The sequence below is a fragment of the Bacillus sp. FJAT-42376 genome, from assembly GCF_003816055.1.
Lineage (GTDB): Bacteria > Bacillota > Bacilli > Bacillales > Bacillaceae > Metabacillus_B.
The window spans coordinates 1,575,293-1,594,840 of record NZ_CP033906.1 but is presented as its reverse complement, the minus strand read 5'-3'; the positions used below and the strand labels follow the sequence as shown (position 1 = coordinate 1,594,840).

Genomic DNA, 19,548 nt, shown 5'->3' with positions numbered 1-19,548 from the left:
CTTACACTTCTAATAGCTCATTCGCATCGAAGAAATACAGCACTCTTCTTGTCACTCTTTTCTTGAAAATGGATTCGACCGCTTCACTGTAGATGCGCAGCTGAATTTCATACCTGTCCCTCATCGTGTGTTCGGCTTCTTTAAAGCCTCCCGGAAATTTCCCTTTAATGGCGTCGGTTTTGTAATCAATGATGGTCAGCCCCTCTTCGTCTTCGATGAGGCAGTCAATCACCCCTTGAACGAGCACTTTTTCCTCCCCCGTTCCCTGCTCGGGAGTCCGTGCGTAGCTGAACGGCACTTCGCGCAGCACACGTTTGGCATGAAGCATTTTTTCACCGATTTCAGAAGAGTAGAAGCCCATAATGGAATCGGGATCGATAACGGCTGCCTGCTCTTCTGTCAGCAACTCTCTCATTCTCATCTGCTCAACCGCTGCCATCACCGTTTCGCGTGTCACAGAACCGGAAAGAGGGATATGCTGCATAACGGCATGCATAGCCGTTCCGCGTTCAGCTGCCGTCAGAACCTTTTGCTGCAGAAATTTCGGCCGGTCATATAGGACGGACTGTTTTTTCGGCTCGGCAGGCTCTGAATATTCATCCCGGTAGGATTGCATTCTTTTAATCTCGGAAACCGACTGCTTAGAACGCTGACGGGAAGATGCCTCAAACGGGTACGTCCAGGTCAGTTCCTTTTCCACCTCACCGCTCCATGGCGACTTGAATGGAACCGGCTGCCTGGCTGAAAGGGACTCAATGATCTTCTGTTCCATTTCTTCCCTACCGGCATCAGGTTCCGCCAGTTCACTCTGATGAACAAACCGGACCTTCCATTTAGACGGATGAGCCGCTAACTCACTTGCTGACCCTTCTCCTTCATGGAGTTCAATCGCATCCCGGTGCCGTGTCAGCGCCGGGCCGATCCAGTCCAGATAGGATTTGGCCTGCAGACGGTCTCCGTCCGGAAGCAGCCAGTCCTCTTTTAACAGGGATCTTTTCCAGCTCTGCAGTGCTTTTTGCCTGTCTTTTACTGTTCCGACGAGGAAAAGCTTTTCTTTCGCCCGTGTCAAAGCGACATAAAGAACCCGAAGCTCCTCCGAGAGCAGTTCAATTTTCAGCTTTTTTTTCATGGCAATGAGCGGGAGTGTCGGATAGCTGAAGCGCAGACCGGGATGAATGTACTTCGTTCCGAATCCGAGATGCTTATCGAGCAAAAAGCTTTTGTTCATATCCATCATGTTAAACTGCCTGGCAAGGCCTGCTGTGAATACGACGGGGAACTCCAGCCCTTTGCTGCTGTGGATCGTCATGATGCGCACAACGTCCTCCTGCTCGCCGAGCGCCCGTGCCGCTCCCAGATCGTCCCCTCTTTCCTGCATTCTCTCAATAAACCGGAGGAAACGGAAAAGTCCGCGGAAGGAGGTCGCTTCGTATTGGCGCGCTCTGTCGTATAGAGCCCTGAGATTCGCCTGCCTCTGTTTTCCGCCGGGCATTCCGCCTGCAAAGTCGAAAAACTTGCTTTCCCTGTAAATCTTCCAGATCAGGTCCGAAACGGCGCCTTTCCTTGCCTCGCTTCTCCACTCCTCTAAGCGGGCGAAAAACCGGGACAGCTTGCCGGCAAGCCCGCGGTCGGAAGGCACAGGATGCTTAAGCACTTCTTTGCACGCCTCATAATAGCTTCCCTTTTTGTCATACGTGCGGATGGCGGCCATTTCCGTTTCATTCAGCCCGACAATCGGAGATCTTAAGACGGCTGCAAGGGGAATATCCTGGGACGGGTTGTCAATGCATTTCAGAAGCGACATCATAATGGCGACTTCCGTTGCTTCAAAGTACCCCCCTGAAAGGTTTGCGTATACAGGGATTCCCTGCTTTTTCAGCTCCTCCATCATCTGGGGAGCCCATGGCATGGATCGGAGCAGGATGACAATATCCCGGTACATCATATTGCGCGTCCCGCTTTTTTTCCGGTCATAAACCTGGGAGCGGCTGTCAATAAGCTCGCGGATCTTCTTCCCGATCAGCCTCGATTCAAGCTGGACGGTTTCGGCTTCGGGCTCATTCATCGGATTTGCATCCGCCTCTTCTTCTTCCTCCAGTCCCGTCCGGTCCGCAAGCAGCAGCTCGGTTTCCATTCCGGCACTTTCAGGATAGGATGCGCCGAGCTTCAGCTCCGCCTGATCGTCATAATCGATTTCCCCGACTTTTTCGCCCATCAGCTGTTTAAAAAGAAAATTCGTCCCGTCGAGCACTTCCGAGCGGCTCCTGAAATTTTTATTTAAATCGATTCGCTGTCCTGTACCGTCCGCATCCGCTGTAAACCGTTTGTATTTATTCAAAAACAGCATCGGCTCCGCAAGGCGGAAGCGGTAAATGGACTGTTTGACATCGCCTACCATAAACAGATTGCCGGCTTCTTCCGATTCTTTCTTTACAAGCTGAAGGATCGCTTCCTGAACAAGGTTCGTATCCTGGTATTCATCGACCATGACTTCTGTAAACTGCTGGCGGCAGGCGATGGCAGGTTCAGCCGGAATAAGCCGTCCAGTTTCCTCATCCTTCTCCGATAAGATAGAAAGACATAAATGCTCAAGATCCGAAAAGTCCACGAGGCCCTTTTCCTTCTTTTTCTGCTGAAACCTGTCTCCGAACTTTTTCACAAACCCGACGAGGGTTTCAATGACCCCCTTCAATTCCCCAAGGTCCTTCATAGAACGCCGGATATCCCGTTTAAACCAATCCTCTTCAGTTTTTTCCAGCTGCTTTTTCGCACTGTCCCGCAATGATTTTACTTCTTCTGCCAAAGCGGGATCATATTCCTCTCCTTTAACCGGCTTCGCACGCTTCGGTTTAAGAGCCTTGAATTTTTCAGCCAGTTCATCCCACGAGGATTCCGGATCCATGAGGGCTGTTACCTGATTGAGGTAATCGGAAACATCATCCGCTCTGGGGGCCGGTCCTCCAGGCATGCGGATCAGCCTCATCGCCTGCTCCAGACGTTCCTGTGCAAGTCCGATGGAAATCTCGATATCTTCTTTTATAACCGGAAAGTAAGGCTGTTCTTCCAGTCTCGAATTCTCGCTGACATCATATAAGCCGGACAGCTGATCAAGCCATTCATCCGGGTTCGGATTGGATCTCGAAAAATCATAGAGAATGCGGATTAAGTCCTGAAGAGCGAGATCACTTCTGTCCGAAGAATAGCGGTCGGCCAGGTCAAAAAACGCTTCGTTCCCTTCTTTTCCGTATTCCTCTTCAAACAAATCATCCAGCACTTCATCCATCATCAGGGCGCCTTCGGTTTGGTCCGCAATCCGGAAGCCCGGATCAAGATCAATCATGTAGTAATATTTCCTGATGATATTCAGGCAGAAGGAATGCAGGGTTGAAATGGATGCGCGGTTCAGCAGCGTAATCTGCCTTCTTAAATGCAGGGAAGCCGGATTATTCTTCAGCGCTTCTTCAAGCGCCTCTCCTATCCTGTTCTTCATTTCGGCTGCGGAGGCATTCGTAAAGGTTACGACCAGAAGCCTGTCCACATCCGCCGGGTTGTCCCGGCTCGTAATCTTCCGGATCATCCGTTCCACGAGGACTGCTGTCTTACCGGATCCGGCTGCCGCAGCCACAAGGATGTCCTGTCCGGAGGAGGCGATCGCCGACCACTGGTCATCGGTCCATTGACTGTCCGCCGGTTTAGGTAGCTGATGGTTCATTTTTGATGGCCTCCTCTTTTAAGCGCTTGAGTACTTGCTCATTTTTCTCGTCTTTTAATACCCGGTAATCATTATCTTTCAGCGACTGGTCAAACTGGCAGACCCCTTTATACGGACAGAAGGTGCACGGCACCCGGTCCTTCATCCTGTATGGACGGATGTCTGTCACTCCGTTTGTGATTTCCGTTCCAATCTGCTTAAACTCATTTCTCACATGGCGGCGCAGCATATCAAATTCTTCATTGCTCGCAATCGACGAACTTGAGCTGAAGCCTCCGCTTTTTTTGAAGCCTGCCGATACAATATTGGAAGACCCGCTTTCAAGCGTCTGATCCATGAGCTGAATGGCCTCCTCTTCCCCAAGAAGCAAGCCTTTCATTTTGAACTTTTTGAACACCTCTTCCTCGAGGTCCTCAAGCGAGAGCGCGGAGCCTGTCTGAATCATAGGATCGTGAACATGGAAATAAAGGACACCAGCGGGATTCGCTTCCACCCCAAGCCACGTTTTGGAATACGAAATGATCACATCCAGGTAGGTCAGCATCTGAAGGGCGATTCCGTAATACACTTCGCTTAAATTCAGAGCCCGGTCACTCGATTTATAATCAACGATCCGAAGCAGAAGGCCTTTGGAGCTCTCTGCTGAATCCACACGGTCAATGCGTCCCGCAAGCTCCATTGTAAAACCATTTTCGAGCTTGAACCGCATCGGCGGCAAAGGACCGCCTTTGCCGAAGCCAAGTTCAAGGCCGATCGGTGCAAACAGCGAGGCTTTTGCCTGCTCCGAGATGACAAGAGCCGCTCTCGCGATAATTTTTTCGAGCTTTCTCTTTAAATACTGATGCCGGTTCGAACTCATCAGCACCTCTTTTTGCAGCATCGGAGCGAGGTGGTTCACGGCTTCATTGGACAGGGATCTGCATTGATCCTTTGTAACATCCCTCCACGAAACATTCGTCTCCACCAGCCGGTCGGATATCATTTTAAGCGCCGAGTGGAACAGCTGCCCGACATCCGGTGCTTCAAGACGGAACTGCTCCCGTTCCTTCAGTTTCAATCCATGGCTTGCAAAATGGGAAAATGGGCAGCTTCTGAATTGCTCCATTCTCGATACGCTCCCAAGAATATGCTCGCCGTACAGCTCTTTTGTGACTGCGGGCTTCAGGGGCTTTGCCTGATTTTGATAAAACAGACTTCCGGTCACCATTGCGGCATGGCCGGACTGATCATGCCCGATAAGATAGTTATAGGCATCCCACCAGCTCTCATGGACGGGGTATTGCTTTTTCCACGTCTGAAGCTGGGAGCTTAAATACGTAAGGGCCACCGACGGATTCGGCATAAATGAAAGCTGCTCCGGTTCAGGCAGCGATTCCGGTTCATTGACAAACCACTCCTTCACTGCATCGGGAAAGAGCTCCTCCAGACGGCCGATCAGTATAGAAGGCAAAAGGGACTTCCCTTCCGGATCCGCAGATGGATAAGATACATGCAGATGCTCGGAGCCGCTCGTCATCGCCATATAAATCATAAAATTCTCATCCAGCAGCTGCTGTCTGGATGATGGAGCCACCGCAAAACCGTTCCGTTCAAGGAGCTCCCGGTCTTCATCTGAAAGAATGCCGTCCTCTGCCGGCCTTGCAGGAAGCACTCCGTCATTCACCCCGGCGATGAATGTATGCTTCAATGCGTAGAAACGGGAACGCTCCATATCACCGATCAGCACCTGATCGAGCGCAGGAGGGACGAGAGAAAATTTCAGGCTTTCCAGACCGGTATCGATCATGTCCGTAAACTGCGCGGATGAAACCGGCCGGTCACCCATCATTTCCGCAAACTCATCCAGCAGCACGATAACAGCATCCCATACTTGGGCGTGCTCGCGCGCTTCAACGAGCCGCCCTGCGATTTCCGCTTCATTCATCATCCGGTCAAGCTTGGCCGGTATGTCCAGATTCTCAAGAAACAAATAAAGAGCCGATGCTTTTTGAATTCCTGTTTTAGCCTTTTTCAGCGCATCCGCAAGCTCTTTCAAAGGTCCGGCAACAAGCTCCTTAAGCCGGTTGATGAGCTCCTCACGGTTCAGTTCCTCATCCGTAACGGCCGTTTCGCCTTCTAATGAACGAAACCTCCTGTAAATCCATCTTTTTCCGGACGTCCATCTGGAACCGTTTATTCCGTACGCAAGCACATAGTTTTCGAGAATATCCATCTCTTCTCTCCATAGCGGCTTATCTGCATCTGCCGGAAACAAAAAGTCCGTTTTCACCGCCCGGAAGACCGCTTCATAGCGAAAGCTTCCCGTTACCGACTCCAAAGCGGAACGGATCAGTTCAACAAGCGGATGATGGAGCATGGACCGCTTCTGATCGATGAAAAATGGCACCTCATAATCGGTAAAGACCTGTTCGATCAAATCATGATAGCTCGAAGGATTCCGAAGCAAAATCGCGATTTCCCTGAAACGGACCCCTCTTTTCCTCACCAGCTCATGAATCCGGCGGGCAATCCCCTCAATCTCCGCCCTGTGGCTTGCCGCCTGGCTGATGGAAAGATCAGCCGCTCCTCTGAACGGCTTCGACGGCCTCGCATCAAAGTTCTGCTCGAGATGGTGAAGGGATGGGGAACCTGCAAATCTCGGGTATTCATTCAGCAGAACAGGTTCTTCCGTTTCAATATGCAGCTCCTCCGCCATTTTTTTAAAATCGGCATAGGTCATGCCGGTCATGCGGAACAGATGGAGTTCATGCGGCAGATGCCGGTCAAACAGCTTATCCGCTGTAATGGTTACCGTGACGCGGTCCGCCTTGGCAAGAAGGCTTTTGACCGCCTCCATTTCCATCGGGGTGAAATGGTGGAAGCCGTCTATGTATACTTCCGCGTTTTCAAGATACGCGGAATCAGGAATCCGTTCGGAAAGCATGCGAAGCGTATCCTCAGCATCCACATACCGGCCGTCAAGCGCTTCCTCCAGTCTTTCATAAATGGTATGCAAATCTTCCAGCTTCCCGGACAGCACCCGCTCCTTTTCATCCATCTGCTGCTGAATAGACCGGATGTTTTCAAGCAGGGCCTCCGGATTTACGTTATAGCGTTTAAATTCGGTGATCATGGATTCAACATGCTGTATGAACCCGGTCTTGTCGCTTGCTTTGCCGTACACTTTAAAATGCTGCTTTTCATCCTCAATGATTTTCCTCAAGCTCATCTGGATGCCTGTTGACGTGATCGGCTGCTTAGCCGCGCCCGATGTTTCCTGGAGGATCCGAAGGCTGAGCCTTGAAAAGCTGAACACCTGCGCCCGGATCATTCCGTTCAAATCAGGTGTGCAGGCAAGTTCGTATTCCATTTCAAACGTCATCTGATCCGGTACGAGAAAAATAATCGGCGGTCCGTCCGGCTGTTCCCGGAGCCGGTCTCTTATTTCATTTAAAACCATCGTTGTTTTCCCGCTTCCAGATCGTCCTGCCATAAACCGGATCGTCATTAAAATTGCCTCCTTTTTGAATGGTTCCTGAATTCATTATATACGAATACACGTTCGTTTACATCTTCCTGAAAAACGGACAGATGCGCTGCATATAGTGTAACAGAGATTGGGGGGTATGCCTTTGAGCGCGACCAGGTCCGCCGGAATCTTTTTTCTGCTTACAGCCGTTGCTGTCGCAAGCAATCTGTACCTGCTCATTCCGATTTATTCGGAAGTTGCCGATGGAGTCGGCGGGAAGCCGGAAGACATTGTTTGGAGCGCTTCGCTTTTTACCGTTACTTATGCGGTCGGGCTTCTCAGTTTCGGCCCCATTTCATGTTTTTTTGGACGAAAACGGACGATGGCCGCCGCCATGCTTCTTTGTGCGGTCCTCGCTTTTTTCCTTTCCGCTTCCTCTTCTGCCGGCTGGTTTCAGATTCTGAGAGGCATACAGGGATTTTTTTTAGCAGGCTTCGCTCCGGTCGCTTATTCCTATTGCTTTGAAGTGTTTACGGAAGAGTCCAGAACGCATATGATTTCTCTCATCAACGGCGGCTTTTTGATTGCCGGGGTTGCAGGCCAGATCATCAGCTCTGCAGTCACCGGTTATGCGGGCTGGTATGCTGTATTTCTCTGCTTCGGATGTATCTTTCTGCTCATTGTCCTGGCAGCGGTACGGCTGCTTCCTTCCCCAAAGTCCGCAGACCGGCCGCACCTGGACTTCTCCGTCCTGCTCGAGCGCCGTTTACTTGTATGCTATGTACTGACCTTTTTCCTTCTCATGTCTTTTACAGCTTTTTATGATTCGTTCAACCGTCAGTTTGCTGATGCCGGTGCGAGCGTCCTTTTTTATTGCCGGGCACTCGGTCTTTTAGGAGTGATGCTTTCCTTCTGGAGCAGACCGATTATCCGCCGGTTCGGAAGTACGCCTGTTCTCTTTGCGAGCCTCGGAACCGCGGCCGCAGCGCTGTTTATTTCCGCCGCGGTTCCATTTCTTTCCGCTGTCACCGTCATTTCGATCTGTTTCACCGCAGCCATGGCTCTGCTGCTTCCAGCGCTGATTTTACTGATCGGGGAGCAGGCTGGAGAAAAAAGAGCGTCCGCCATTCCCTTTTATTCCTTTTTGCTTCTGGCCGGCGCTTCAGCCGGGCCGATTCTTGCCTATCAGTTCTCCTTCAGCCTGCTGCTGACCGGATTCAGCGTTCTGTTCGCCGCCCTCGGTTTTCTGATTCGCCGCCAGATGATGAAGAAAGATGAAAAAAACCCGGAGTCCTAATCATCCGGGCTTAGTCCTTGTCCAATTTGCTTGCCATCTTGGCATTCAGTCTTTTTTCAAGGATTTTGCCGACGATCCACACAGTGAGCAGCACCGCTCCCGCTATAATCGCCTTTTTAGGATTGGTCACTAACGTGTGCAAATCCTGTCCGACATAGCTTACGATGAAGATCATCACAAGCTTGCCTGTCAGTACAGCCAGCATGAAATTCCAAATACTGATTCTGGATAACCCGGCGACTACGTTCACGGCCGCAGACGGTGTGAATGGAAAGCAGAGAAGAAGGAAGAGCGGACCGAATCCTTTTTCTTCCACCCAGTCCACCATCCGTCTGATTCCTTTATGCCGGCTTAGAAAACGGAAAAACCGTTCCTGTCCAAACTTCCTTACAAGCAGGAATACCGCAAAAGCTCCCGCTGACGCTCCAAGCCAGGAAAGGAAAAAGCCAAATCCGAGACCGAACGAATTCACATTCGCCACAATAAAAACAACAAGCGGCAGAAAAGGCAAAAACGCTTCAGAAAACGGGAGGGCAATTCCAAGCAAAGGCCCAAACGATCGGTATTTCTCAAAAATTTTCATCATGTTTTCCAGGGTCAGGGAATCAAGCAGCGTATGCAGGTCCATTTCAAGCTCCTTAAGCGATTTGAGTATCCTCCTATTTTACCGCCTTTCGGGGAAAACTTAAATATGCAGGTGCTGGAAAAGAAATCCCTCTTGAAAAAATGTTAAAATCGGAATAGAATAAATTACGAACAAACGTTCTATACTAAACAAAGATAGAACTTCTCTGTCCTTAGCTGTGAGCAGTTTGAGCAAGAGGTTAAAAAAACAGAGGATAAAGCGAGGCCAATGAATATGACAAGAATACCAGAAGACGTAAGAGACGTAATCGACCAGGCGATCTACCTGCCAATGACCATCTCCATTCTGAACCGCGATCTCTCCGTCGTTGAAAAAAGTCCATTTAAACTGAAGCAGCCTTACCTTCATCTTATCGAAGAATCCCTGAAGCTCGCCCAAAAGGATCTTCAGCAGGTCAAACAGGAGCTTCACCGCCAAAAAATCAAAGTGAGCAAAATCAAGCATGACGAAGCCTTTACTATGTATTCGTTCCTCTACAAAGGATACGAGGAGCAGCACAGCTACTTTAACCCGAGAATCCGGAATAAGGTATGTGAGCTGCTGCAGGAGTATCTGGTGAAGGTTTAAGTATGGAACGTTTCGCCCGGGCTTCTGCTGTATAAAAGCTGGGTGAACATCCTTTTTTCATTTTCTACACGGGAAGTGATCACGGCACGCAGCTGCGCTGTACGGTAAAGCTGATTTTCAAAAGAATGAATTGAAACGGGCAGAATATACGATTTCCGGTTGGAAAACGTGACAAGTGTCTCCGCCTCGCCAGTAGAAGAATAATGCTCAATATACTGATGGGAAATCCAGGAGCATTGAGGTCTTGAGGATGCAGCGGTCGGGAAAAGATAAATGGAGTTTACAGCGTCCACCACGATTGGCGGCTTATGCGTGATTCCGATAGTGTCCTTCGTTCCCGTCTTTCTCCCCTGATAGCTCGAACCGAAATAGCGGCAGCTCCGATCCACAATATCAAGCGGCCTCATGGAAACCTCATACTCTTTTTCCACCTCCAGCACATAAGAAGAAAGACTCCCATTCGATGCACTGCTGATAATCGCCATCGTATAGCGATTTGCTTCATATTGATTGATTTTTTCCATGTTCGAATCACCTCAAAATGGTTAGGTATATTTAACTAAGAGAAATTTACCACGCACACAGATAGAAGATCTACAAATTTACACAAACCTCATAAAAATGTAACATTTTAACAAATAGCGGTTTTAAATTGCTTTTTTACTGCCTGGACTCCTTTAAATATGCCCTGCGGGATAAATTATCTAAAAATTATAAATATTTAGTTGATTTTCTTCCACTCAGTCCATATAATAAAAAAAAGGCATCAGGGGTGATCCTATGAAGAACAAAAAATCGTATGCAGAGCTTATGAAGTCCCGTCACACAATGAAGAGTGAGGCAGAGGCCGCAACCATGCTGGACATCTACATTCAAATGATTCTGGACGAAGCAGGACTGAAACGAAAACTGGCGCTTCTTGAAACTCAGATTAACGATGCTCTTGACCAAAGAAATAAGCCCTTATTTATGGATTTGTCCAAGCAATACGCCGACGTGGTTCATTGCCTACAATAATGAAGCCAATCCTATTGGATTGGCTTTTTTGTTTTTTGCAAGACTAAAGGAATGGCGTGATCGCGGTGATGAAGCCGTTTTGCCCGTAATCGACATGAACCTGCCCGTAATCGACACGAACCTGCCCGTAATCGACACGAACCTGCCCGCAACCGGCACAAACCTGCTCCGTAACCGGCACGAACCTGCCCGCAACCGGCACAAACCTGCCCGGAACCGGCACAAACCTGCCCGCAACCGGCACAAACCTGCACGTAACCGGCACAAACCTGCCCGCAACCGGCACAAACCTGCCCGGAACCAGAAGCACCGCGGGGTACGATAAAAAGAAGCGGGCTATACGCCCGCTCCCTTTTCTTATACCGTCGTCGTTTCCGACGTAAACTGCTCTGTCTCCGTTGATCCTTTCAGTGCGGTAGTAGAAGAAGTTCCCCCGCTCACCGTCTGGGACACTTCATCAAAATACCCGGTTCCGACCTCGCGCTGATGGCGGGTTGCCGTATAGCCGTACTGCTCGCTGCTGAATTCAGCCTGCTGGAGCTCGGAGTAGGCGGCCATGCCGTGGTCTCTGTATTTTCGCGCAAGCTCAAACATGCCATGGTTCAGGGCGTGGAAGCCTGCAAGGGTAACGAACTGGAATTTGTAGCCCATCTTCCCGAGTTCTTTCTGGAAGCTTGCAATCGTTGTTTCATCGAGTTTTTTCTTCCAGTTGAAGGATGGGGAGCAATTGTAGGCAAGCAGCTTGCCCGGAAACTTTTCATGGATGGCATCTGCGAATTTTTGAGCCTGCTCAAGGTTCGGTTCGCTCGTTTCACACCAGACAAGATCGGCGTAAGGAGCGTACGCAAGGCCGCGTGCGATGGCCTGGTCAATGCCGGATTTTGTCCGGAAGAAGCCTTCAGGCGTGCGTTCTCCCGTAATGAACGGGTGGTCGGCCGGATCGACATCGCTTGTAATCAAGTCGGCTGCATCCGCATCGGTTCTTGCGATGATCAAGGTCGGCACACCCATCACGTCCGCCGCAAGCCGTGCTGAGATCAGATTTTTCACCGCCGTTTGCGTCGGCAGCAGCACTTTTCCGCCTAAATGGCCGCATTTTTTCTCAGAGGAAAGCTGGTCTTCAAAATGAACAGCGGCGGCTCCCGCTTCAATCATACCCTTCATCAGTTCGAACACGTTCAGCTGTCCCCCAAAGCCTGCTTCCGCATCCGCTACAATCGGTGCGAACCAGTCGATGTCCCCTTCTTCCTCCAAAAATTGAATCTGATCGGCGCGCTGCAGTGCCTGGTTAATCCGTTTCACCACGCTTGGAACGCTGTTTGCCGGGTACAGACTTTGATCAGGGTACATGTGGCCGGAAAGGTTGGCATCCGCTGCCACCTGCCATCCGCTCAAGTAGATCGCTTTTAATCCCGCTTTTACTTGCTGCACCGCCTGATTCCCGGTCAGGGCGCCAAGTGCGTGCACATACTCCTCTTGATGAAGCAAATCCCACAGTTTTTCAGCGCCGCGTCTCGCCAGCGTATGCTCGATATCGAGTGATCCGCGTAGTCTGATCACTTCCTCCGCTGTGTAGGTACGGGTAATTCCGTTCCAGCGTCCATCCAGTTCCCATTGTTCATTTAATTGATTAATCCGTTCATTTCTCCCCATTTACATTCATCCCCTTTGGTTTCGTTACATTTTTTCGTAGCTTGGCAGTGTCAGAAAATCGATAAAGTCATCGTTTTTTACAAGTTCATCAAACACCTGAACAGCTTCCGGAAACTTCATTTGCGCATAGAACGTATCCCCAAGCTCCTCCGCAATTTTGGCTGTTTCCTCCCTCTTCAGCTGTTCATACAGCTCCATCGTCACCGGCCTTCCGTCATCAAGAATCCCCTTATCGTGACGGATCCATTGCCATACTTGAGCCCGTGAGATTTCAGCGGTAGCGGCATCCTCCATTAAATGGTGAATCGGTGCTGCCCCTCTTCCTGACAGCCATGAAGCAAGGTAGCGGATGCCGACGTCAATATTCATGCGGAGGCCTTGCTCCGTAATCGTCCCATCCGGTACTGCAAGCAAGTCGGCCGCTGTTACCTGAACATGGTCGAGCTGTTTGGAAATCTGGTTTTTTTCCGGCATGTATTCGTTAAACACTTCCATCGCCACCGGAACGAGTGCCGGATGGGCAACCCATGTACCGTCATGACCGTCGCTTGCTTCGCGGAGTTTATCCGCCTTCACCTTATTCATCGCCGCCTCATTGGCCTGACTGTCGTTTTTAATCGGAATCTGTGCAGCCATCCCTCCCATTGCGGGAGCATTTCGCTTATGGCACGTTTTGATCGCAAGCAGCGAGTACGCTCTCATGAATGGAGACGTCATCGTGACCTGGACCCGGTCCGGCAAAATTACATCTTCCCGGCTGCGCAGTTTTTTCAGATAGCTAAAGATGTAATCCCATCGGCCGCAGTTCAGCCCTGCCGAATGCTCTTTCAGCTCATAGAGAATTTCATCCATTTCAAAGGCGGCCGGTATCGTTTCAATCAGGACCGTGGCCTTAATGGTTCCCTGCGGCAGGCCAAGCTCATTCTGGGCATAAATGAACACATCGTTCCAAAGCCTCGCCTCAAGATGGCTTTCAAGCTTCGGAAGATAAAAGTAGGGACCGCTTCCCTTCTCGAGGAGCGTCCTGGCGTTATGGAAAAAGTACAGGCCAAAGTCGAACAGACTGCCTGAAATTCTCCTGTCATGGAGAAGTACATGCTTTTCCTCCAAATGCCACCCCCTTGGCCGGACCTTCAGTACAGCAGGCTGGCCATTCAGCTCATACACTTTTCCATCTGCCTGTTCCAGCCGAATGGTCCGCTGAACGGCGTCCCTTAAATTCAGCTGTCCATCAACCAGGTTTCTCCACGAGGGGGCTGTCGCATCTTCAAAATCCGCCATAAACACTTTTGCATCGGAATTAAGCGCATTGATCATCATTTTCCGGTCGACCGGCCCTGTGATTTCGACCCGGCGGTCGCGCAAATCCTCAGGGAGCGGCGCGATAGTCCAGGAACTGCTGCGGATGCTTTCCGTTTCCGGCAGAAAATCAAAGAGCTTCCCCTCGTTAAGCTGCTCTTGGCGCTCTTCTCTTTTTAACAGCAGTTCCCTCCGCCTCGGCCCGAATTTCTCCTCTAGCCCGGCAATAAAGGACAGCGCTTCAGGGGTGAGCAGATTCTCGTACGCTTCATTCCATTCCCCAGTGATTCGAATACCTTCTGTTTGGGTCGCCACACGATCACCTCTTCAAATTGTTATAATACAGATTATAAAATCTAAGATTAATATATAACAGTCTATTCAAAAAAGAAACACTTTTTTGAAAATTTACCAAATTAATTGTCATAAGATCGGATAGGTTAAAAGTTTAGATGGCTTACAAAAAAGCAAACAAACAAAAAAAGAACCCGTCGCACACGGGCTCCTTTTTTCAGTCATTCGGATTCACAATCGCCAGCAGTTCATGATCCTCCCACCTGCCGTTGATTTTCACGTTTTTCCTCGCCAGGCCTTCTTTATGGAAGCCTGCCTTCATCAGCACCCTGATTGAACCGATATTGTGCGGCATGACCCCGGCTTCAATCCGGTGAAGCTTTAATTCTTCAAATGCATAGTTCACCATCAGCTTGACCGCTTCCGTTGTATAGCCTTTGCCATTGTAGCGTTCATCCAGAAAATATCCGATAAACCCGCTTTGAAGCGCACCACGGGCAACGAAAAACAAGTTGATAGTGCCTATCAGCACTTCGTCCTTCGTATAAATGCCAAAATGATATTCTGAATCATTTTCACGCCCTTCAATTTGCTGGGCAATCAATTTTCTCTGCTCGTCCTCTGTGTAAAAGCTTTCGTCGCGATCCATAGAAAACCGTTCAAAAAAAGCGCGGTTGTCTTTTTGAAGACGCAGTCTTTCAGGAGCGTCTTCAAGCGTAAAGTACCTCAGTGTAATGTTTTTTCCTGTCAGCATCATTACTCTCCTTCTTTACCTCTTTGCCGCTTTTCTTAAAAGCTCAGTTAAATTTGGCTGTTGAATTCCGCTCCAATCAACAAGTGTTAAAAATCAACAACATGCTTGAACAAAGCCTTTCTTAAAAGAAATCGTAAAAGAACGGCCGATGGGGAGGGATGGCTTTTTCCATTGCTTTGATTTCTTCTTCCCTTCCCGATGCAAGCCCGAGCATCTCAAGCTCTGAAAGAGTTTTATAGCCAAATAGAATGGCCGTCAGCCCATTGATCGATAGTTCCACTCCCTCAAGCTCGGAAGCCAGTGCTTCATCATCTGAAATTCGTATCGCTGTCCCGTCTTTCCGGATTAAGTATGATCCGTTATTCCACTGTGCATGAGGATCATTCACATGAAACAGTGCCTCAGTCCCCTCCGTAAATGCATAGCTTGCAAGGAACGCTTCCGCATCGACGATCCGCGCCATAAAATACGGTCTGTGCTCGGATTTCCGTCTCGGCTCCGGCAGGGCGAAGAGAAGAGGCTCCGCTTCATGGGTATCCATTTCAATCTCCTGGACCATCGAATCATGCTGGCAGATGAAATTCCAGAGGCCGTGTCTTGCCTCCGCATTCAGCGGAACGAACTCATCAACCAGCAGTTTTTTCTCCTTAAGCTGGTAAAGAATATATCCTGCCGGCTCTCCGTTTTCATTGTAATAAACCGCCGTTGTTTCCTCATCATAAATGGCGCGCATCCACCATTCTCGGTCTCTGACAAGCATCCCGGTGAAGCGTGATGCGAAGGCGTCATAAATTTTTTCGATATCCTCATGATGGGTCTCTTTGCTGTAGCGTTTTACCGTTCCGCCCGTATGCTGGAGAACTTTCAAATCCTGAGCGAGAAGGGTTGTCTTCCTGCGGCTGCTGAACAGCTCCCAGCCATATTTCCGATAAAAGGACACGTTGAATGGATGAAGCATGGAAACGGTTATGTTTTCCTGCTTCATTTTCTCAAGCACGTACGCGAGCATCTCCCGTACGTGCCCCTGTCTCCTGTATTCAGGATAGGTCGCGACGCCGGCAAGACCGCCCATCATCAGTTTTTTCCCGCTGAAATAAACCTCATGGGGAAGGTAATGGAATTTCGCGGCCAGTTCACCTTTATCCAAAATCCCAAACAGCTGGTGGTGCTTTTCCATTTCGCTCAATCGTTCTTCGAGTTCCGATTCCGGAACTTGATAAATAAACGCATATTCGGAAAGTTTAATGGCCTCTTTAAACCACTCTTTCCCAAGCTGAATCACATTCAATATGTATGCCCCCTCTGTGTTATGTTCCCATCAGCCACTTAAACCAGCGGCCATGTCCATCCGTTTCGGCAACCTTATGGTGATCCTCCACGCCGTTACCTGTGTAATCCAGGTGGAGGTCCCGGTCTTCAATGTTGTTATAAATATGGAATACATCCCGTTTCTGCCCGATTTCTTTTACGCTTTTCAGAAGACGGCCGATCGCCTCTTCCGGCATCTGGTTCGCGACATGCGTATGAAAGATGCAAAGGGTATACTCATCCGGCACCCTTCCTGCGGCAGACAGAAGCATAGCCGTTCCATCCCCTTCGAAAAACTGAACAGGCCGGGTTCCCATCAGCGCTGCTGCCTGATCAAACATCTCCATCCGTTCTTTATGCTCCGGCCAAATAAGGGCCTTCATCCATAAGTACTCTTCAGGGTCCTTTACATCGACAATGTTTAAATCCATTCCAATTCTGACAGCGACAGGCGGGATGGATTTTTGCAGCGGAGGTTTGTTTTCCCCCTTCCATTCCGAATGAATGAGCAGGGAAGATTCCGGATTCCCGAAAACCCCGTCCGTTCCATAGGAATAGGCGTACTGATCGGCAAGAAGCTGAAGTCCGGCGCTCGTGCCGATTTCCACCAGCGCAAGCGGCTTGCCCGTCTGCTCGTGGATGTGCTGAAAGACAGGATAAAGATACGCGCACCGTCTGACCTCATTTGTCTGGACGAGCTTCGTTTTAAGAAGAACCGTGATTTCGTTTTGATGGGCTAAACAAAAATCTTTAAATACCGGAAACCAGTCCTCGTGTTCCGGGGGATTTTCATATATTTCCATAAGCATGTGCCCGGATCGTTTCAGCAGCAAATAATGCACCGCTCCCAGAAACAAATTCGGAATCGGCTGCCCTTCTCTGCCGTGCTTGGCAAGCTGCAGCAATTCCTCATCATCTGCGATCTGTTTTGAAAGATACTCATACAGGCTGCTTGACCCTTTGCATTCGTTTTCTGCAAAACGAAGAAAGGCCGCCCTTACCTCGTTCATGAAACACCCCCATCCCCTTACTTTCTGCATACATGCCTGCTTCTCCTTTTATCGGCCATGAAAAAAGAGTGCGGTATACGCACTCTTCTCCTGCTACTCCTTCTTCTCCGGAACCGTCCATTGATCCAAATAGGTGATCCGTTCTGCCATTGTCGGATGCGTATACCGGAAAAGCTTTACAAGCTCAGGCGGATTCACCCGGCTTAAACTGCTTTTGGACAGTTCCTGGAAGCTTTGAACCGCGGATTGTTTATCACCGGTCATTTCAATTGCATACATATCGGCCGATTTCTCCTGCATGCGGGATACCGCGTTTGTCAGCGGACTGGATGCAAAGGAAAGGACCCCGATCAGAAGGAAAAAAAGCGGCATCGCGGCGAGCTCCCTTGCCGACTCAATGTGAAGCCTTTTCCCTCTTTGGCGGATCAGCCACTCCATCAGCTGCTGAACAAGGTACAGTCCCGCAAACGACAGCAGCAAATAGCCCCCAATCCCAATATAAATGTGTTTCATGACGTAATGGCCCATCTCGTGCGCCATAATGAAAAGGATTTCTTTCTCATTCAGCTTTTGCAGCGTAGTGTCCCATAAAACGATTCTTGAATTCGATCCGATTCCCGTTACATAAGCATTCATGGAATTCGTTTTTGCCGACATGTTGACTTCATATACATGCTCAGCCGGTATATCCGCCCGCTCTGCAATCGTTAAAATTTTGGTTTCGAGTTCTTTGTTTTTCAGCGGATAAAAATCATTGTACAGCGGATCTAAAACGACCGGCTGCAGGAACATTAAGAACAAAGTAAAAGGAACCGACAGCCCCCATGCCGCGAGCCACCAGCGTTTTTTAAACCTGCGGATCAGGTAAAGGAGCACGCTCACAACAAGGATCATGAGCACGTAATTCGTCCAAAAATCAAGGAGCTGATCCTTCATCCAGCTTGAAAACGTTTGGGTCGAAATATGGTACGTTTTTGACAAGTGATAGCCCATGTACTCAACCGGAAGGGATACGATGCTTACAACAAGCGAGACCCAAAACCAGAAAATGGCGGTCCGCAGAACAGAAAAACGCGTCGTTCCCTCTGCCCATTGCTGGAACTTGCGGGCGAGGCCAGTAATCAGCATCACAAGAAACAAAAACCATTCAAAAGGTGCCGTGACGAAGAAAAGAAAATCTTTTATTTTCGAGTATTCTTCGGAAAGGAGAAGCTCTCTTCCGCTCATAAATGTTTTCGGATCAGCGGGTGTGCCTTCCAAATGCTGCGGCAGTGTTCCATCTGACATCATAAATAAGTACCAATAAATAAAAAGGCCGTACAGAAAATAACCAAGTACCGATGCAGTCAGCCATCTGCGCATGCTGCCGTCCTCCTCATAAACCAAGCCCTGTTTGTACTAGTGTAAGACAAACAGGGCTTAAATAGAACTCCTCAGCCGAAAAAGTACCCGTATCCCAAACAGGCAAGAATCGAAGACAGCACAACCAGGATGACATTCCATCCAAGATAGCCGGCCGCAAAAGCAGCAAGTGCACCGACCGCTCCAAAAACCAATCCTCCATCCGTCATAAAAACAGCCGGAACAATCAGGGCGCCTAATATGGCATAAGGAACATTCTTCAATACATTCTGGAGAAAATCAGGAAGCGCAGCTCCTCTGAATAAAAGGAATGGAACCAGCCTTGGAATATAGGTTACAGCGCCCATCGCCAGGATCAAAAGGATGATTGATTCATTCATTTGCCGGTTCCTCCTTTTCCCCTCTCCATACCAGTTCAATTCCCACAGCGGAAATAAGAGTGGCCGTCACAATGGACCAGCCTGCCGATAAATAGCCTGAAAGGACAAGGATTGAATTGATAACAGCTGCGCTTGCCGCCAGAGCCATGACCTTGCGCTGCCCCTTAAGAGACGGGACAAGGAGACCGATAAACAAAGCATACAAAGCAATCGACATGCTTTCCTGAAGCAATTCAGGCAGCAAGTTCCCCGCCCAGTGTCCGATTCCCGTAAACACAACCCAGCTCGAATAAGAAATGAAAATCAATCCGAACATAAAGCCCGTGGTGAGCCTGCCCTGTTTCAGCGAGGCGACCGAAAACGTCTCATCGGTTATCCCGAATGCGTATAGCGCTTTTTTCCATGAAGGAGCCTCCTCCGCCTTCTCATTCAGAGAAGCAGCCATCAGAAAATGGCGGATGTTCATGATAAACACGGTAAACACAATTTCAAACGCTCCCGTTCCCGCAGCAATCAGATTCAGCGATATGTACTGTGCGGCTCCGGCAAAAACAAACAGACTCATCATCACCGCTTCCGCAAAGCTTAAGCCCGTTGATTTCGCAATGAGTCCGAACGTCAGGGCAACAGGCATATATCCGACCGCGATCGAAATGCCCGCCTGCATTCCTTCCGTGAACGAAGATTTTCTTTCAAACGCAGCTGCTGGCTGCATGGAGTCCCCTCCTTTCATATATGAGCTTAGAAAAGCTGCCGCTTAATCTGATCGATTCAAGCAGCGCTCATCTTCCAAATCATAAA

General features: G+C 49.4%; 15 protein-coding genes. 3 read left to right on the top strand and 12 right to left on the bottom strand.

The window, feature by feature from the left end:
• Nucleotide 1: 1 nt before the first annotated feature.
• On the bottom strand, nt 2–3,712 hold the full coding sequence (gene addA / locus CEF21_RS08090) for a helicase-exonuclease AddAB subunit AddA (RefSeq protein WP_123914921.1): 3,711 nt from the start codon (nt 3,710–3,712) through the stop codon (nt 2–4).
• Nucleotides 3,693–7,199 carry a helicase-exonuclease AddAB subunit AddB gene (gene addB / locus CEF21_RS08085; RefSeq protein ID WP_123914918.1) on the bottom strand — a complete coding sequence of 1,169 codons (3,507 nt, stop codon included), beginning with the start codon at nt 7,197–7,199 and terminating at the stop codon, nt 3,693–3,695. Before addB ends, addA begins: the two co-directional genes overlap by 20 nt.
• Nucleotides 7,200–7,323: 124 nt before the next feature.
• Between addB and CEF21_RS08080 the strand changes: the two genes are divergently transcribed.
• On the top strand, nt 7,324–8,457 hold the full coding sequence (locus CEF21_RS08080) for an MFS transporter (protein ID WP_164462124.1): 1,134 nt from the start codon (nt 7,324–7,326) through the stop codon (nt 8,455–8,457).
• A gap of 10 nt (nt 8,458–8,467) precedes the next feature.
• Here CEF21_RS08080 and CEF21_RS08075 read toward each other — a convergent pair whose 3' ends face one another.
• A complete protein-coding gene (locus CEF21_RS08075) occupies nt 8,468–9,085 on the bottom strand; it encodes a TVP38/TMEM64 family protein (protein WP_123914913.1) in 618 nt (205 codons plus the stop codon).
• Nucleotides 9,086–9,316: 231 nt separating this feature from the next.
• Between CEF21_RS08075 and CEF21_RS08070 the strand changes: the two genes are divergently transcribed.
• Nucleotides 9,317–9,670 carry a YhjD family protein gene (locus CEF21_RS08070; protein WP_123914910.1) on the top strand — a complete coding sequence of 118 codons (354 nt, stop codon included), beginning with the start codon at nt 9,317–9,319 and terminating at the stop codon, nt 9,668–9,670.
• Here the strand turns inward: CEF21_RS08070 and CEF21_RS08065 are convergent.
• Complete coding sequence (locus CEF21_RS08065; RefSeq protein WP_123914907.1) at nt 9,667–10,194, bottom strand: competence protein ComK; 528 nt, start codon at nt 10,192–10,194, stop codon at nt 9,667–9,669. The two genes, CEF21_RS08070 and CEF21_RS08065, sit on opposite strands and share 4 nt — an antisense overlap.
• Nucleotides 10,195–10,450: 256 nt before the next feature.
• Between CEF21_RS08065 and CEF21_RS08060 the strand changes: the two genes are divergently transcribed.
• On the top strand, nt 10,451–10,687 hold the full coding sequence (locus CEF21_RS08060) for an IDEAL domain-containing protein (RefSeq protein ID WP_123914904.1): 237 nt from the start codon (nt 10,451–10,453) through the stop codon (nt 10,685–10,687).
• A 357-nt stretch (nt 10,688–11,044) separates the two neighbouring features.
• On the opposite strand, the gene aceA is transcribed toward CEF21_RS08060, so the two are convergent.
• The 8 genes from aceA to CEF21_RS08015 form a co-directional block, all read right to left on the bottom strand.
• Nucleotides 11,045–12,340 (bottom strand): isocitrate lyase, encoded by a 1,296-nt coding sequence (aceA, locus tag CEF21_RS08050; RefSeq protein WP_123914901.1) that lies wholly within the window; start codon nt 12,338–12,340, stop codon nt 11,045–11,047.
• Between the two features lie 24 nt (nt 12,341–12,364).
• Complete coding sequence (gene aceB / locus CEF21_RS08045; protein WP_123914898.1) at nt 12,365–13,954, bottom strand: malate synthase A; 1,590 nt, start codon at nt 13,952–13,954, stop codon at nt 12,365–12,367.
• A 196-nt stretch (nt 13,955–14,150) separates the two neighbouring features.
• Nucleotides 14,151–14,687: a GNAT family N-acetyltransferase gene (locus tag CEF21_RS08040; RefSeq protein ID WP_206427818.1), complete on the bottom strand. Its 537-nt coding sequence runs from the start codon at nt 14,685–14,687 to the stop codon at nt 14,151–14,153.
• 121 nt (nt 14,688–14,808) lie between these two features.
• A complete protein-coding gene (locus CEF21_RS08035; protein WP_123914892.1) occupies nt 14,809–15,975 on the bottom strand; it encodes a GNAT family N-acetyltransferase in 1,167 nt (388 codons plus the stop codon).
• A gap of 19 nt (nt 15,976–15,994) precedes the next feature.
• On the bottom strand, nt 15,995–17,005 hold the full coding sequence (locus CEF21_RS08030) for a DUF2332 domain-containing protein (protein WP_123914889.1): 1,011 nt from the start codon (nt 17,003–17,005) through the stop codon (nt 15,995–15,997).
• A 93-nt stretch (nt 17,006–17,098) separates the two neighbouring features.
• Nucleotides 17,099–18,367: a M48 family metallopeptidase gene (locus CEF21_RS08025; protein ID WP_123914887.1), complete on the bottom strand. Its 1,269-nt coding sequence runs from the start codon at nt 18,365–18,367 to the stop codon at nt 17,099–17,101.
• A 71-nt stretch (nt 18,368–18,438) separates the two neighbouring features.
• Nucleotides 18,439–18,747 carry an AzlD domain-containing protein gene (locus CEF21_RS08020; RefSeq protein ID WP_123914884.1) on the bottom strand — a complete coding sequence of 103 codons (309 nt, stop codon included), beginning with the start codon at nt 18,745–18,747 and terminating at the stop codon, nt 18,439–18,441.
• Nucleotides 18,740–19,462, bottom strand: coding sequence for an AzlC family ABC transporter permease (locus CEF21_RS08015; RefSeq protein ID WP_123914881.1), 723 nt, complete (start codon nt 19,460–19,462; stop codon nt 18,740–18,742). The genes CEF21_RS08020 and CEF21_RS08015 overlap by 8 nt, the downstream gene beginning before the upstream one ends.
• Nucleotides 19,463–19,548: the final 86 nt, after the last annotated feature.

What these genes read in the sequence shown, in the direction of transcription:
- addB (WP_123914918.1), bottom strand. Translation starts at nt 7,199, where the DNA reads ATGACGATCCGGTTTATGGCAGGACGATCTGGAAGCGGGAAAACAACG.
- CEF21_RS08015 (WP_123914881.1), bottom strand. Translation starts at nt 19,462, where the DNA reads ATGCAGCCAGCAGCTGCGTTTGAAAGAAAATCTTCGTTCACGGAAGGA.
- CEF21_RS08070 (WP_123914910.1), top strand. Translation starts at nt 9,317, where the DNA reads ATGACAAGAATACCAGAAGACGTAAGAGACGTAATCGACCAGGCGATC.
- CEF21_RS08040 (WP_206427818.1), bottom strand. Translation starts at nt 14,687, where the DNA reads ATGCTGACAGGAAAAAACATTACACTGAGGTACTTTACGCTTGAAGAC.
- CEF21_RS08065 (WP_123914907.1), bottom strand. Translation starts at nt 10,194, where the DNA reads ATGGAAAAAATCAATCAATATGAAGCAAATCGCTATACGATGGCGATT.
- CEF21_RS08075 (WP_123914913.1), bottom strand. Translation starts at nt 9,085, where the DNA reads ATGGACCTGCATACGCTGCTTGATTCCCTGACCCTGGAAAACATGATG.
- CEF21_RS08020 (WP_123914884.1), bottom strand. Translation starts at nt 18,747, where the DNA reads ATGAATGAATCAATCATCCTTTTGATCCTGGCGATGGGCGCTGTAACC.
- CEF21_RS08030 (WP_123914889.1), bottom strand. Translation starts at nt 17,005, where the DNA reads ATGAACGAGGTAAGGGCGGCCTTTCTTCGTTTTGCAGAAAACGAATGC.
- CEF21_RS08060 (WP_123914904.1), top strand. Translation starts at nt 10,451, where the DNA reads ATGAAGAACAAAAAATCGTATGCAGAGCTTATGAAGTCCCGTCACACA.
- aceA (WP_123914901.1), bottom strand. Translation starts at nt 12,340, where the DNA reads ATGGGGAGAAATGAACGGATTAATCAATTAAATGAACAATGGGAACTG.
- CEF21_RS08025 (WP_123914887.1), bottom strand. Translation starts at nt 18,367, where the DNA reads ATGCGCAGATGGCTGACTGCATCGGTACTTGGTTATTTTCTGTACGGC.
- addA (WP_123914921.1), bottom strand. Translation starts at nt 3,712, where the DNA reads ATGAACCATCAGCTACCTAAACCGGCGGACAGTCAATGGACCGATGAC.